This window comes from Brevundimonas aurantiaca, assembly GCF_904830995.1.
Taxonomy (GTDB): domain Bacteria; phylum Pseudomonadota; class Alphaproteobacteria; order Caulobacterales; family Caulobacteraceae; genus Brevundimonas; species Brevundimonas aurantiaca.
The window spans coordinates 629733-644061 of the sequence record NZ_CAJGVD010000001.1; the positions used below are offsets into that span (position 1 = coordinate 629733).

The window sequence follows — 14329 nt, forward strand, 5'->3', positions numbered from 1 at the left end:
CGTCCGGCGTCGGGCCTTTAGAGGTAGGCGCCCACCTGCCAGGGGACGAACTCATTGTCGCCGATGCCCAGCGCCTCCGACTTTGACGGCTCGCCAGAGGCCACGGCCAGCATCTTTTGGAAGATCCGTTCGCCGACATCGGTAAGGCTGGCGCCCGTAAGCACCGGCGATGCGTCGATATCCATGTCCTCGTCCATCCAACGCGCCAATTTGGCGTTGGAGGCGATCTTGATCGAGGGCGCCGGCTTGGCCCCGAAGACTGAGCCACGGCCGGTGGTGAAGACGATCAGATTGGCGCCTGAGGCGATCTGGCCCGTCGCCGAACAGGGGTCGTAGCCTGGGCTGTCCATGAAGCTGAGCCCCCTGGCCGCCCGCGGTTCGGCATAGCCGATCACGTCGTTGAGCGGCGTCGAGCCCGACTTGGCGACGGCCCCCAGAGACTTCTCCAGGATGGTTGTCAATCCGCCCTTCAGATTGCCCGGAGAGGGGTTGTTGTTCAGCTCCATCTGATGCCGCGCCGCATAGTCGCGCCACCAGGCCAGGCGCGCCTGCAGCTTGTCGGCGACGGCCTGTGACGCTGCGCGGCGCAGCAGCAGGTGTTCGGCGCCCCAGATTTCGGGTGTCTCCGACAACAGGGCCGACCCGCCGTGGCTGACCAGCCGATCGACCGCCTCGCCCAAGGCCGGGTTGGCCGTGACGCCGGACCAGCCGTCCGAACCGCCGCACTGAAGGCCGACCGTTAGATGCTCGGCCGACACGGTCGTGCGTCGCATCTTGGCGGCCTCCCTGATCAGGTCGCGAACGATCGCGACGCCGGCCTCGATCGCGCGCCCTGTCCCTCCGGCCTCCTGTATGGTCAGGGCGTGAAGGGTGGGACCGGCGTTCAGCCCCTCATTGGCGAGCCAGGCGGGGATTTGATTGGCCTCGCACCCCAGCCCCACGATCAGCAGGGCGTGAAAGTTGGGGTGGCGGGCATAGCCTCCCAGGGTGCGCTGCAAGAGGGCCACATCGGAAGACAGGGATGAGCCGCCGCATCCCCCCTGGTGGGTGAAGGCGACCACTCCGTCGACACCGTCCGGCAGGCCGTCATCAGGAAAGGCGTCGGCGATGCGGCGCGCCACTGTGGCGGAACAGTTCACGCTGGTGAGCACGCCGATATAGTTTCGCGTCCCCACTCGCCCGTCCGGGCGCACGATCCCCTGAAAGGTCGCGTCAGACCGCAGCGGCGGCGAACGCAGATCTGCCCCCACCTCGGCCTCTCGTCCATCGTCGGTCATCATCAGATTATGGATGTGAACGTGGTCTCCCGGCGCGATCGCAATGCGGGCGCGGCCGATGACCTGACCATAGCGACGAACCACTCCTCCCGCTTCCACAGCATGACGCGCGATCTTATGACCCGTGGGGATGTGGGTGCGCGCGGGGACGTCCAAGCCTTCGGGAGTCTGGCCTTCGGAAATGTCATCCAGGGCGATGGCGACGTCGTCGAGTGAATTTAAGACCACAATGCGAGACATGATCTAGACCGCCGCCTCCCGCGCCGCCTCGACCGCTCCTTTGCGACACAGCGACAGATAGGCGTCCGTAACCGCCAGGGCGAAGCGGTCGTCCGCCGCCAGGCGCTGCGGAAAAACGGCCGCAAGCCTCAGAAGACTCAGCACCTGGTCGGCTTCATTGTCAGCCTCAGCCAGACGCCGGGCCGTTTCGGCGGCCAGCGGATCATCGACCTCGAAGCGCTCTCCCCCTTCCGTCAAACCCGATTGCCACCTCATCCAGGCCGCTACGCCCAGCGCCGTCGCCTTGATCCCGAGCCCTGCCGCCAAACGATCTGAGGCCGTCGCCAACAGCCGCTGCGGCAGCTTCTGAGAACCGTCGATGGCGATCTGGCGTGTGCGATGCATCAGGGCGGCGTTGCAGAAGCGCGCCATCAGGGCCCGCCGATAGTCGGCGATCACCAAACCGGGCGGCGGCTCCAACGTCGTCTCGACCTCGTCCCACAGGGCTTCGACATAGGCGCGGAAGGGCGGCACGCCCACCACCTCATGCACATGTTCGAAGCCGGCCAGGGCCCCCAGGTAGGACAAGGCGGAGTGAGCGCCGTTCAGAAGTCTCAGCTTGGCGTTCTCCCAAGGCTCGACGGACTCCGCCAACTGAACGCCCAGGGCCGGGAAGTCCGGTCGCTCGCCGGCGAAGTGGTTTTCGATCACCCACTGGGTGAAGGGCTCCGTCTTGACCATGCCTTGATCCTCGACGCCGAGCCGGCCGGTCAGTCGCGCCACGTCGTCGGGGGTGGTCGCAGGAACGATCCGGTCGATCATGGTCTGCGGGAAGGCGCCATGACGCCTGATCCAGTCGGCCAAGTCAGGGTCGATACGGCCCGCCATCGCCAGCACGGCCGCCCTGATTCTTTGCCCGTTCTGCGGAAGATTGTCGCAGCTGATGACAGTAAAGGGTTTGAGGCCCGCAGCCTTGCGCGCCTTCAACGCCGCAACGATGAATCCGGGGGCCGTGCGCGGCGCCTCCAGATCGATCAAATCCGCGGCCACGTCCGGATCATTGAAAATCAGATCGCCGCTTGCGGGGTCGATACGGTAACCCTTTTCGGTGACGGTCAAGGTGACGATGTGAACCTCAGCCCTTGCCATGGCGGCCACCAGGGCGGCGGGGTCTTCTGGGCCGACCAGGACGCCGCAGCCCGCGCCAATGATGCGAAGATCCTCGCGCGCCCCGTCACGCAGCACCAGGGTGTACAGTCCGTCTTGGGGATTCAGTTGGTCTCTGACGCCCGGCGACCGCAGCGAGGCCCCGAGAACCCCCCAACGCAGGTCGCCGCCGGCCAGGGCGTCGTCGAAAACAACCGCCTGATGGGCGCGGTGGAAGGCTCCCACCCCCAGATGCACTACGCCGGTCTTCACCTCCGCACGGTCATATTTGGGCTGAGCGACGTCCAAAGGCAGTTGCGACAAAGCCCCTGAGTTCAGCCGGGACGTTTGACCGCTCACAGCTTGTAAGCCGCCTTGACCAGGCCATAGGTCAGGGCGTGGGCGACCTCGTGCGCCTCGTCCTCCTCGATCCTATGCTCCACCACAAGCCGGGCCAGGAAGCTGCAGTCCATGCGCCGCGCCACATCGTGACGGGCCGGGATCGACAGGAAGGCGCGGGTGTCGTCATTGAACCCGACCGTGTTGTAAAAGCCGGCGGTCTCGGTGACCTGTTCGCGGAAGCGGCGCATGCCCTCTGGGCTGTCGTGGAACCACCAACTGGGGCCCAGTTTCAACGCCGGATAATGACCGGCCAGCGGAGCCAGTTCGCGGCTGTAGCTGGTCTCGTCGAGGGTGAAGACGATCAAGGACAGGCGCCTGTCCGCTCCAAAGCGATCCAGCAGCGGCTTCAACGCCCTGACGTAATCGGTCGGGGTGGGAATGTCGCATCCCTTGTCGCGTCCAAAGCGATCAAACACCGTCGCCGAATGATTGCGGAAACTGCCGGGATGCAGTTGCATCACCAGGCCGTCCTCGACCGACATGGCGGCCATTTCGGTCAGCATCTGGCCGCGAAACAGCTCGGCGTCCGCAGCTGTCGCAGACGCCGTGGATACGCGACGGAACAGAGCCTCGGCCTCTCCTCTCGGCAGATCCGCCGTAAAGGCGGTCGGATGGCCGTGGTCGGTCGAGGTCGCGCCCCTTTCGATGAAGAAGGCGCGACGGTCGCGGAGGGCTTGAAGATAGCCGTCCCAGCTCATGACGTCGCGACCGGTAAGATCGGCCAGGCTGTGCAGATTGTCGCGGAAACCCTCATAGTCCGGATCCAGGACCGGGTCGGGTCGAAACGCGGTCAGCACCCTGCCTTTCCAGCCTGACGACGCGATGGTCTTGTGGTGATCCAGGGTGTCGAGCGGGCTCTCGGTGGTGGTCAGAACCTCGATATTGTAGCGTTCGAACAGCGCGCGTGGTCGGAAACCGTCGGTTTTGAGGGCGGCGTCGATGACATCGTAATAGTGGTCCGCCGTCTCGCCCGACAGACGCACATCTAGGCCGAACACCTCGGCATAGACCCAGTCATGCCAGAGGCGCGAAGGCGTGCCGCGAAACAGGTGATAGTTCTCGGCGAACCGGCGCCAGATTTTCCTGGGATCCGTCTCCACAGGCCCGCCGTCGACGCGCGGCACGCCCAGATCCTCCATCGCCATCCCCTGCGAATACAGCATTCGAAAGACGTAATGGTCGGGCGTAATCAGCAGCTCAGCCGGGTTGGCGAAGGCTTGGTTCAGGGCGAACCAGCTGGGGTCTGTATGCCCGTGCGGACTGATGATCGGCAGATCTTTGACGGCGTCATACAGCCGCCGCGCGACTGCGCGGGTTCCCGCATCTGCTGGAAACAGGCGGTCGGGATGTAGTCGGAGCGGCTGGGTCATGAAATCCTTCCCTCAGTTCCCGCCGGCCGGACGCGACGAGTCGTTTCTGTTCCTCCTGTTACAGGGCTGAGGACAAAAAAGACACCGGTTACCTTAGTAGTCTAGTCTGCCTACGGCGCACGCTGAATCTGCGGCGCTGTAATCAAACGTGCGAGGTCTAGGCGGACGGCCTGCCGAGGCGCGCTTTTCAATCGGCCTCAGATCAGCCCATGGCCCTTCGGCAGTTCGGCGTATCGATGCACCCGCGTCGCCATGACGAGGCCGAAGCCGATCATGACGGTCAGCATCACGGTGCCGCCGTTGGACAACAGCGGCATGGGCACGCCCACGACCGGCGCAAGCCCCATAACCATGGCGCCGTTGATCAGCACATACATGGCGAAGGTGGCGATCACGCCGGACGCCGCCAAACGGCCGAAATGACTGTGGGACAGGGACGCTATTCGCAAAGAGATCAATATGATGGCCGCATAGGCGCCGAGCAGGAAGAAGGCGCCGACGAAGCCGAACTCCTCGGCGAAGGCGGCGAAGATGAAGTCGGTGTGCCGCTCGGGCAGAAACTCCAGCTGGCTCTGGCTGCCCAGGCCGTAGCCCTTGCCAAGAAGCCCGCCCGAGCCCATCGCGATCTTGGATTGGACGATCTGATACCCCTTGTCGGCCATGTCCGCCTCAGGGTTCAGGAAGGTCAGCACCCGGTGGCGCTGATAGTCGTGCATGCCGAACATCACATAGGGCGGGACGGCGACCGTGGCGACGGCGGCGACGGCGGCGATGATCTTCCAGTTCAGACCGGCCATGAACATGATGGCCGCGCCGGTTAGGCCGATCAGCATGGCCGAGCCCAGATCCGGCTGGTGCGCCACCAGCAGGAAGGGCATGCCGATGATGGCGACGGGAATGATCAGCTTCCAGTGAAAGCTCGCCTCCTTGGCCGAGGCCCCGTGGTACCAACGCGCCAGGGCCAGAACCACGCCGATCTTCATGATTTCCGAGGGCTGTATGCGGGTCACGCCCAGGTCAAGCCAGCGCGTGGCGCCGAGCGCGGTGTAGCCCAACGGCGTCTCGACGAGAGCCAGTAGGAACAGGGCCATGCCATAGATGGGATAGGCCAGGGCGAACCAGTAGCGAATGTTGATCATCGACAGCCCCAGCATCAGCACCAGGCAGACGCCGAACCGGATCAGGTGTTTAGCCGCCCAGGGTGACCATGAGCCGCCCCCCACCGAATAGAGCATCATTGCGCCCGCGCCGCCTACGGCGCAGATGAGCAGCAGAAGCCGCCAGTCGAGCTGGCTGATCTTGGTCGAAACGCGCTCGCGCTCGCCGGGACGAGACAGGGCGGAAGCGGTCATAAGCGCGGCTCCGTCGATGGGGGAAGCGGATCAACCGCCTCCGGCGTCGGGGTCGTCGGCTCGAGGGTCGAAGGCTGGGTCAGGTCCGTCGTCTCTGTCGGCTCGGGCGCCGGGGGGCGCTCCATTCGCGCGCGCATCTCCGGATCCTTCAGCAAGGCGACCTTCATCACCTCCCGCGCGCGCGGCGCGCCGGCTGTACCGCCGCCCATGCCGCCGTGTTGCACAATCACCGACACGGCGTAGCGGGGATTGTCCGCCGGCGCGAAGGCGATGAACAGGTTGTGGTCCTTCTGGGCCCAGGGCCGGCCCGCGCCCTTGCGCGACCCGGCGCCGTAGTTCTGCGCCTGGGCCGTCCCGGTCTTGCCCGCCATGCGGATGTCGCCGAGGCCCAGTTGGCTGTTCCTGAAGCCGGTCCCCCCGACGTCGGTCACCGCCTCCATCCCTTCCCGCATCACCTGCACGAATGCGGGATCATAGGGCAGGTCGGCGAAGCTGCGGTCGCCCCCCTGCTCCACCCCGCCGATCGACTTGATCAGGCGCGGGGTTACGGCCTTTCGGCCATTGGCCAGTCGCGAAGCATAGACGGCCAGTTGCAGGGCGTTGACCGTCAAGGCGCCTTGGCCGATGCCGTAGCTCGGCGTTTCGCCAGGATACCATTTGCCGTCGCCCCGCACGGGATTTTTCCGCCGCCACTCTCGGTCCGGCACCAGGCCCGGCTTCTGGCCGGAGATGCCGATGTCGTAGGTCTGGCCGAAGCCCATTTCGCGCGCCGTCTCGGCGATGGCGTCCGGCCCGACCTCGACCGCCAGGGTCATGAAATAGACGTTGCAGGAGTTCTTGATCGCCGAACGCATGTCCTGCGAACCGTGCCGCCCCAGGCAGGCGAACCGCCGCCCCAGATAATAGGCCCCGTTGCAGACGATCCTTCTGTTCGGATCGCCGCCCCGTTTCAACGCCGTCAGCCCCACGACCGGCTTGAAGGTCGAGCCGGGTGCGAACGTCCCCGTTAGAGCCTTGTCCAGCAGCGGGCGACGCTCATAGTCGGCCAAGGCGCGATAGATGCTGGAAGGCACGCCCCCCACAAACAGGTTGGGATCGAACGAAGGGGCGGAGGTCATCGCCAGGATGTCGCCGTTGCGGACGTCCATCACGACGCAGGCCCCGGACTCCTCGCCAAACACTTCCAGCGCCCGGTTCTGAATGTCGGCGTCCAGGGTCAGAACCACTTCCTGCCCGGGAACCGCCGGGCGGGAGCCGCCCACATCCTCGGCCACCACTCGACCCCGCGCGTCCACCTCGACGCGATTACCGCCGGGCTCGCCGCGCAGGGCCTCGTCCAGCGCCTTCTCCACCCCTTGCCGGCCGATGCGGAAACTGGGGTTGAACAGCAGGGGCGGAACCTCCTCCCCCCTGTCGCGGATGGCCTTGACGTCCCGATCGGACACCTTGGCCACATAGCCGACCACATGGGCGAAAGAGCCGCCGAACGGATAGTAGCGGGCGTCGTTCATGTCGGCCATGACGCCCGGCAGCTCGTTGGCGTACAGATTGACCTTGGCGAACTCCTCCCAGGTCAGGTCGCTCTTGACCGGGACCGGGTTGAACTTGGACGAGGCGTTGACATCGCGGATGATGGCCCGGCGGCGCTCCAGGGTGTCGGGCAAGAGCCGGCCGAGCAGGTCCAGGGTCTGGTCCAGATCCTTGGTTTCGTCGCGCACCACCAGCACTCGGAAACTGGGGCGGTTGCCGGCGATGACGACGCCGTTGCGATCCTTGATCAGGCCCCGCGGCGGCGGAACCATGCGGAAGTTGAACTGGTTCTGCGACGAGAGCGTCGCATACTCCTGCGCCTGCACGACCTGGAGCTGGGCCAGCCGTCCTACAAGCGCCGCCACGCCGAGGGTCGCCAGGCCGCCGAACACGAAGGTGCGCCGCAGGAACGAGCCCTGTCGTTCATTGACGTCGGCGAAAAAAATGGAAGGTTCGCCGCTCATCGGAAGCGAATGTCTCCATCGTCGAACCGCTCAAGCATCCAGTCAGCGACCGGATAAAGCAGGAGGGTCGGGACGATCTGGCCGATCAGCGACAGAATGGCCGGCGGATTGCCCGCCCGCACCGTCACGATGACATAGGCGAACAGAAACGCCCCCAGGGTGCAGGCCACATACCAGGCGAACCGGATCAGCCCTTCGTGTCCGGCCAAAAGATTGCGCGACAGAAGCAAGACGCCATAGACCCCCATCAGACACAGGGCCCACATGCCGAGCGGGCCGTTCCAAAACAGGTCAAGGAACAGGCCCAGGGCGAACAGCACAGCCGGCGCCGTCATCGACGGACGGATCAAGGGCCAGGCGAAGGCCAGAACCATGGGCACGACCGGCTCCGGCAAGGTCAGGCCGAAAAGCTGGGCGGGGGTGGCCAGGACGATGGTCGCCGCGACCGCCACAAGGGCCGGATAGAGGATCCATTGCAAAGGCCCGACGACGCGGACCGCAACCGGCCGTCTCACGCGGCGCCTCCCGGCGCAGGCGAGGGTCCGCCCGGCGGAGTCTCAGGCGTGGACTGATCCGGAGCGGCGCGCGGAGCCGGACCGCGCTGAACCGACGGCCCGGCGGTTGCGGCCTGCGAAGCCTGGGCCTGCCGCGTGCGTTCGGCCTGGGCGCGTGCGGCCGCTTGCCGGCGTGCGGCAACGTCCGCAATCGCAGCCGCCTGTTCGAGGCTGGGCTCGGGCGCCGTGCCCAGACCCGCCAGGGGCGGCGCATTCAGGGCGTTGGGATCGACCAGTTGGCCGAAGTCCTGGAACAACAGCACACGAACATAATCGACAGCGCCACGATCGCTGAACAGTTTGACGCGCCAGCTGCCGTCAATGCCCTTGGCGGCGACGCCGATCGGTATGCCGCGCGGCAGTCCCCCACCGTCCCCAGAACTCAGAATGCGATCACCCGGCTGCACCGAGCCGGCTCCGCGAACAAACTCCAGACGCGGGTTGTCGCTGCCGTCGCCGGTGAGAAGCGCCCGCGCATCGGTGCGATCCACCAGGACGGGCGTCCGAGACGCCACATCGGTCAGGAGCACCATGCGGCTCACGCCTCCGGTCGCGCCCGTCACGCGACCGACGAGGCCGTGTTCATTGATCACCGGATTGCCGATCCGCACGCCGCGGCGCGTGCCCACGTCCAGAAGCTTGGCCCGATTAAAGGGTCCGCGCGCGTCGGAGATGGCGCGCGCCGTGATCATCGGAACGGGCGGCTCAGTCCGCAGCCCCAGCAAGGCTTCATAGCGCGCGTTGACGTTCTTCAGGGCGATGGCCTGGTCGCGCCACGGTTGGAGTTCCGCCAATTCCGCCTTGAGTTTCCGATTTTCCGACACCGCGAAGAAATAGCCCCCGACATAGTCGGTGACGGCGCCGACCCAGCGCACCGGCGCGGCCAAGATCCCGCTGACAGGTCCAGTCACCGTATCAGCCGCTCCGCGCACGGCGCCATAGCTGGAACCGCCGTCGACGGCCTTGCGATCGCTCACCAACAGGAGGCCGGCGGCCACGATCGACACGACGACGACAACCGCGGCGGTCAAGACCAGCGGCACCTTCAGGTTTTCAAAGGGACCGTCGCGAAACGCCACGGGCGACCTTCCACAAAAGGGGTTGGAATCGACAGGCGATCCCTGTCGTTCTGCCTGCCTATCGCAAAATCAGGGCCGGAATGGAACCGTCGATCACGCAGGGCTGAAAAGGATTTGCGGCCGGACTTTCGCCCAGCCGCGATCGAAAAAATCAGAGCGCCGAGTCGAGCACGCCCTTCATCCAGCGCGGATGCTCCAGCACGCGGCCGCAGCCGATGGCGACGCAGGACAGCGGGTCGTCGGCCACCGAGACCGGCAGGCCGGTGTGGTCGCGAATCTCGACATCCAGGCCGCGCAGCAGGGCGCCGCCGCCCGTCAGCATGATGCCCTTGTCGGCGATGTCGGCGGCCAATTCCGGCGGGGTGGCTTCCAGCGCGACCTTCACGGCCTCGATGATCTGGGTCACCGGCTCGGCCAGGGCTTCGGCGGCCTGGCGTTCCGAGATACGGACCTCGCGCGGCACGCCCTGCATCAGGTCGCGGCCCTTGACCTCGATCGACAGGCCTTCGCCGTCGGCCGGGATGCGGGCGGTGCCGATGTCCTTCTTGATCCGCTCGGCGGTCGTTTCGCCGATCAGCAGATTATGGTTGCGACGCATATAGCTGATGATGCTGTCGTCCATCTTGTCGCCGCCGACGCGGACCGAACGCGAATAGACGATGCCCGACAGAGACAGCACGGCCACCTCGGTGGTGCCGCCGCCGATATCGACGACCATGGAGCCGGTCGGCTCGTGGATGGGCAGGCCGGCGCCGATCGCGGCGGCCATCGGCTCGTCGATCAGGCCTACGCGGCGCGCCGAGGCGTTCAGGCAAGAATCATTGATCGCGCGACGCTCGACCGCCGTGGCGCCGGACGGCACGCAGACGATGATCTTCGGGTTCACGAATCCCTTGCGGTTATGCACCTTGCGGATGAAATGTTTGATCATCTCTTCGGCGACTTCGAAGTCGGCGATGACCCCGTCGCGCATCGGGCGGATGGCTTCCATGTGGCCGGGCGTTCGGCCCAGCATCTGCTTGGCCTCAATGCCCACGGCGTGCACGATCTTGCGTCCGCCGACGTTGCGCAGGGCCACCACGGACGGCTCGTTCAGGACGATGCCCTTGCCCTTCATGTAGATCAGGGTGTTGGCGGTGCCCAGGTCCATCGCGATGTCGTTGGAGATCGCGCCGAAAAGGGAAAAGCTCATGGGAATCGATACCGTTGTTCTTTGACCGAGGGCGTCAGTTTCGCAGTCGACCTGGCGACGCCCCGCCGTCCTGACATCCCCTTGCCGGACAGCTTCCTGATCGTCTTCGCCACGCCTACCGCTGGCCCGTGTGCCCGTATGAAACAGGGAATACAACCCCCTTCGCGTACCGGACGCGAGTTCACCCCCAGGCCTGTGTAAGCTTGGCGCTCCGGGCCGTTCACGATAGCGTCATGAGGGGGAAGGACTCCCTGTGAAACATCCTGCCGGCGCTTGCCGCGACGTCAGTCCCCACGCGCCTTTTCGCGACGCCTCACCCACTCCCGGACCCCCAGCATTAGACCCAACCAGGCCAGGGCCACGCCCGCCAGGATGGCCGAGGTCCAAACCCCGTCGCCGCTGACGGCCGTCATGAAGGAGCCGCCGAAAAAGGCCACAAGCGCCGTCTTGGGCAAAACCCCCAGGGCGCATCCGGCCAGGAAGCCGGGAAAGGACGCCCGCGCCGCGCCAAAGGCCATGTTGACCACGATGAAGGGCGCCGAGGGCACGTTGCGGATCATGAAGCTGGCGTAGAAGGCGTTCTGCCCCACGAACCGGGTCAACCGCCCGACCGTCTTTCCGCCGTGCCGCTCCAGCACCCGCGCGGTCGGCCCGCGCCCCATCCAATAGGTGACGGCGGCCGAGGCGACCGTGGCGATCCAGCTGTACAGAAACCCGAACCAGGGCCCAAAGGCCACGACGCAGGCGGCGATCAGAATGAACTGAGGCGCGCCGAAGAAGGCTGCGACTGTGAACACGATCACGGCCGCAGGCAGGCCCCACGGTCCGTGCCGGAACCCGCCCAGCCAGGCCTCCAGCCGCGCCTCGGCGTCCAGCCCCAGCTGGCTCTTACCCACAGCAAACAGAGCCGTCATCGCACCCAGGACGACAATCGTCGCCAGCACGGCGCGCCAGCGCCGCGCCTCCATATTGGACAGGAAATCGAGGATCCAGCGCATCAGACGCGCCGCTTATCACCCCGGCTGTACATTAGCGAGCCTGGGCGGATTGTCCCGGCGGGCCTGCGCGCGTAAGGAACCTCGCCTCCCCGGCAACAACCTTCCAAGACCGATGGGATTCCCATGTCCAGCCTACAATCTTCCGCCCTCGCCCGCGTCAAGCCTTCGGCCACCATCGCCGTGACCGCCCAGGCCCGGAAGCTGAAAGCCGAAGGCCGCGACGTGATCGGTCTAGGGGCCGGCGAGCCGGACTTCGACACGCCGGAGAATATCAAACAGGCCGCCATCGACGCCATTAATCGCGGCGAGACCAAATATACAGACGCCGACGGCATGCCCGAACTGAAGAAGGCCATCGTGGCCAAGTTCGCCCGCGAGAACGGCCTGACCTACGACGTCTCGCAGATCCACGTCGCACCGGGCGGCAAGCCGGTCATCTTCAACGCCCTGGTCGCGACCCTGAACCCCGGCGACGAGGTCATCGTGCCTGCTCCCTACTGGGTCTCCTATCCCGACATGGTCCTGCTCGCCGGGGGCGAGCCCGTGACCGTGGTCGGCGAGGAGAAGGACGGCTTCAAGCTGCGCCCCGAGGTGCTGGAGGCCGCCGTCACGCCCAAGACCAAGTGGCTGATCCTGAACAGCCCGTCCAACCCGACCGGCGCCGCCTACACCCAGGCGGAGTTGCTGGCCTTGGCCGAGGTCCTGCGTCGCCACCCCCACGTCTGGGTGCTGACCGACGACATGTACGAGCACCTCGTCTATGGCGACTTCGAATACACCACCATCGCCCAGGTCGCCCCCGACCTGATCGACCGCACCCTGACGGTCAACGGCGTGTCCAAGGCCTATGCCATGACCGGCTGGCGCATCGGCTACGCCGGCGGCCCCAAGCCGCTGATCGACCTGATGCGCAAGGTGGCCAGCCAGACCACCTCCAACCCCACAAGCATCAGCCAGTGGGCCGCGGTCGAGGCCCTGAACGGAACCCAGGACTTCATCCCCGAGCGCAAGGTCGCCTTCGAGAAGCGCCGCGACCTGGTCGTCTCGATGCTGAACCAGGCGACGGGGATCACCTGTGCTGTGCCGGAAGGCGCCTTCTACGTCTATCCGTCCATCGCCGGCCTGATCGGCAAGACGACGGAATCGGGCGTGGTCATCGACGGCGACTCGACCTTCGCCGCCGAGTTGCTGAACGCCGAGGGCGTCGCCGTGGTCCAGGGCGAGGCCTTCGGCCTGTCGCCCTATTTCCGCATCAGCTACGCCACCTCCGACGCCGTGCTGGAAGAGGCCTGCACCCGCATCCAGCGCTTCGCCGCCTCGCTGCGTTGATTTTTCCACCGGACGGACGCTTCTGCGTCCGTCCGGATCAACGGCCGCAGTTCAGGCCGTGGCGCGAGGCGACAGTTTGGCTCCGTCGCCGCCCGGTTCGTTCGGATCGCCCAGCGCCCCTCGCTCTCGCGCCCTGCGGCCATAGACCCATTCGAACAGGGGCGACGCCATAAGGGTCGTGATGACGGCCATCAGAACCAGGATGGAGAACAGGGCTGGGCCGATGACGCCGCGCTGAAGTCCGATATTGATGATGATCAGCTCCATCAGCCCGCGCGCGTTCATCAGGGCGCCGATCCCCATGGCCGTGGCGTTGTCCTGGCCCGTCAGCCGGGCAGCCGCCCAGCAGGCGCCCCCCTTGGCCAGGACGGAGCCGGCCAGGATCACCAGGGTGACGGCGGCCAAACCGATATTGTCCACCATCGTCAGCTGCGTATTGAGCCCCGAAAAGGTGAAGAACATCGGCAGCAGGACCAGAACGGCGAAAGGCTCCAGCTGACGTTTGATCTCCGCCGTCAAAAGGCCGCGCGGCATGGCGACCCCCAGGATGAAACCGCCGAAGACCGCATGGATGCCGACGGCGTCCATCGCCCAGGCGCTGAGCATGAACAGGATCAGGACGACGCCCAATACGCTCGGTCCGACGCGCCCCTCCCGCTCTGCGATCCGGCCTAGGGGCGCCAGAAGCCGGGGCCCCAAGGTCATCATGAAAAGGGCGAAGGCGCCGCCTCCGGCGATCGCCACCACCGCCACCATCGGGCCGGCGCCGAAGCTGGCCAGGACGATCGCCAATACGCACCACGCCCCGGCGTCATCGATGGCGCCGGCGGCCAGAGACAGCGATCCCAGCCTCGATCCGCTCAGGCCGCGTTCGTGAATGATGCGGGCCAACATGGGAAAGGCGGTGATCGAAATGGCCGCGCCCATAAACAGCATGGCCTGCCAGGTCACGATTCCCTCGCCGAACAGGCCAAGACTCAGAAGCCAGGGCGCGATGGCGACCGCGACCAGAAACGGCGCCGCCATACCGGCCAGCGACACGGCCGCCGCGCTGGTCGCATGGGCGCGGAAATGATCCCGGCGAAACCCCAGCCCGACCAGGAACATGTAGAGACCGACGCCCAGCTGGGCGCCGACGAACAGGATGGACCGCGACTCCTTCGGAAACAGGGCGGCCTGCAAGTCGGGAGCCAGAAGTCCGAACAGGGACGGCCCCAGTATGACGCCGGCGATCATTTCGCCGACGACCTGCGGCTGGCCCAACCAGCGCTTGGCCGCCCATCCCACCACTCGGCAGGCGGCGATGATCACCGCCATCTGCAGGAAAAAGGCGACGCTCAGCTCCGCATTGGTCATGCGATGATCCCTCCCCAGGGCGCGCCGTTCTTGAGAACGATCACAGGTCGCTCACCCTAAA

At 66.0% G+C, this 14329-nt stretch carries 11 protein-coding genes; 1 reads left to right on the forward strand and 10 read right to left on the reverse strand.

All coding sequences use genetic code 11. The annotated features are described in order from the left end of the window. Nucleotides 1-17: 17 nt before the first annotated feature. From JMT67_RS03165 to JMT67_RS03205, 9 genes are all read right to left on the reverse strand, one after another. Nucleotides 18-1517: a UxaA family hydrolase gene (locus JMT67_RS03165; protein ID WP_201462663.1), complete on the reverse strand. Its 1500-nt coding sequence runs from the start codon at nt 1515-1517 to the stop codon at nt 18-20. 3 nt (nt 1518-1520) lie between these two features. After that, nucleotides 1521-2966, reverse strand: a complete 1446-nt coding sequence (locus JMT67_RS03170; RefSeq protein WP_233455777.1) for a mannitol dehydrogenase family protein — start codon at nt 2964-2966, stop codon at nt 1521-1523. A 32-nt stretch (nt 2967-2998) separates the two neighbouring features. Next, the gene (gene uxaC / locus JMT67_RS03175; protein WP_191554009.1) at nt 2999-4414 is read right to left on the reverse strand and encodes a glucuronate isomerase; all 1416 of its coding nucleotides are present in this window, start codon (nt 4412-4414) and stop codon (nt 2999-3001) included. A 197-nt stretch (nt 4415-4611) separates the two neighbouring features. Further along, entirely contained in the window at nt 4612-5766 is a 1155-nt protein-coding gene (gene rodA, locus JMT67_RS03180) for a rod shape-determining protein RodA (RefSeq protein ID WP_201462665.1), read from the reverse strand. Beyond that, entirely contained in the window at nt 5763-7760 is a 1998-nt protein-coding gene (gene mrdA, locus JMT67_RS03185) for a penicillin-binding protein 2 (protein WP_201462666.1), read from the reverse strand. The genes rodA and mrdA overlap by 4 nt, the downstream gene beginning before the upstream one ends. Further along, on the reverse strand, nt 7757-8275 hold the full coding sequence (locus JMT67_RS03190; protein ID WP_054765852.1) for a hypothetical protein: 519 nt from the start codon (nt 8273-8275) through the stop codon (nt 7757-7759). The genes mrdA and JMT67_RS03190 overlap by 4 nt, the downstream gene beginning before the upstream one ends. After that, a complete protein-coding gene (gene mreC / locus JMT67_RS03195) occupies nt 8272-9393 on the reverse strand; it encodes a rod shape-determining protein MreC (RefSeq protein ID WP_201462667.1) in 1122 nt (373 codons plus the stop codon). Before mreC ends, JMT67_RS03190 begins: the two co-directional genes overlap by 4 nt. A 151-nt stretch (nt 9394-9544) precedes the next feature. Continuing rightward, on the reverse strand, nt 9545-10585 hold the full coding sequence (locus JMT67_RS03200) for a rod shape-determining protein (protein WP_054765854.1): 1041 nt from the start codon (nt 10583-10585) through the stop codon (nt 9545-9547). 284 nt (nt 10586-10869) lie between these two features. Further along, nucleotides 10870-11583: a TVP38/TMEM64 family protein gene (locus tag JMT67_RS03205; protein WP_152950322.1), complete on the reverse strand. Its 714-nt coding sequence runs from the start codon at nt 11581-11583 to the stop codon at nt 10870-10872. Nucleotides 11584-11706: 123 nt separating this feature from the next. Here JMT67_RS03205 and JMT67_RS03210 point away from each other — a divergent pair, with 123 nt between their 5' ends. Continuing rightward, on the forward strand, nt 11707-12912 hold the full coding sequence (locus JMT67_RS03210) for a pyridoxal phosphate-dependent aminotransferase (protein WP_201462668.1): 1206 nt from the start codon (nt 11707-11709) through the stop codon (nt 12910-12912). Nucleotides 12913-12963: 51 nt separating this feature from the next. Here JMT67_RS03210 and JMT67_RS03215 read toward each other — a convergent pair whose 3' ends face one another. Continuing rightward, nucleotides 12964-14268, reverse strand: a complete 1305-nt coding sequence (locus JMT67_RS03215; protein ID WP_201462669.1) for a cation:proton antiporter — start codon at nt 14266-14268, stop codon at nt 12964-12966. Between the last annotated feature and the right edge of the window lie 61 nt (nt 14269-14329).

What these genes read in the sequence shown, in the direction of transcription:
- JMT67_RS03200 (WP_054765854.1), bottom strand. Translation starts at nt 10,585, where the DNA reads ATGAGCTTTTCCCTTTTCGGCGCGATCTCCAACGACATCGCGATGGAC.
- JMT67_RS03165 (WP_201462663.1), bottom strand. Translation starts at nt 1,517, where the DNA reads ATGTCTCGCATTGTGGTCTTAAATTCACTCGACGACGTCGCCATCGCC.
- uxaC (WP_191554009.1), bottom strand. Translation starts at nt 4,414, where the DNA reads ATGACCCAGCCGCTCCGACTACATCCCGACCGCCTGTTTCCAGCAGAT.
- mrdA (WP_201462666.1), bottom strand. Translation starts at nt 7,760, where the DNA reads ATGAGCGGCGAACCTTCCATTTTTTTCGCCGACGTCAATGAACGACAG.
- JMT67_RS03205 (WP_152950322.1), bottom strand. Translation starts at nt 11,583, where the DNA reads ATGCGCTGGATCCTCGATTTCCTGTCCAATATGGAGGCGCGGCGCTGG.
- rodA (WP_201462665.1), bottom strand. Translation starts at nt 5,766, where the DNA reads ATGACCGCTTCCGCCCTGTCTCGTCCCGGCGAGCGCGAGCGCGTTTCG.
- JMT67_RS03210 (WP_201462668.1), top strand. Translation starts at nt 11,707, where the DNA reads ATGTCCAGCCTACAATCTTCCGCCCTCGCCCGCGTCAAGCCTTCGGCC.
- JMT67_RS03215 (WP_201462669.1), bottom strand. Translation starts at nt 14,268, where the DNA reads ATGACCAATGCGGAGCTGAGCGTCGCCTTTTTCCTGCAGATGGCGGTG.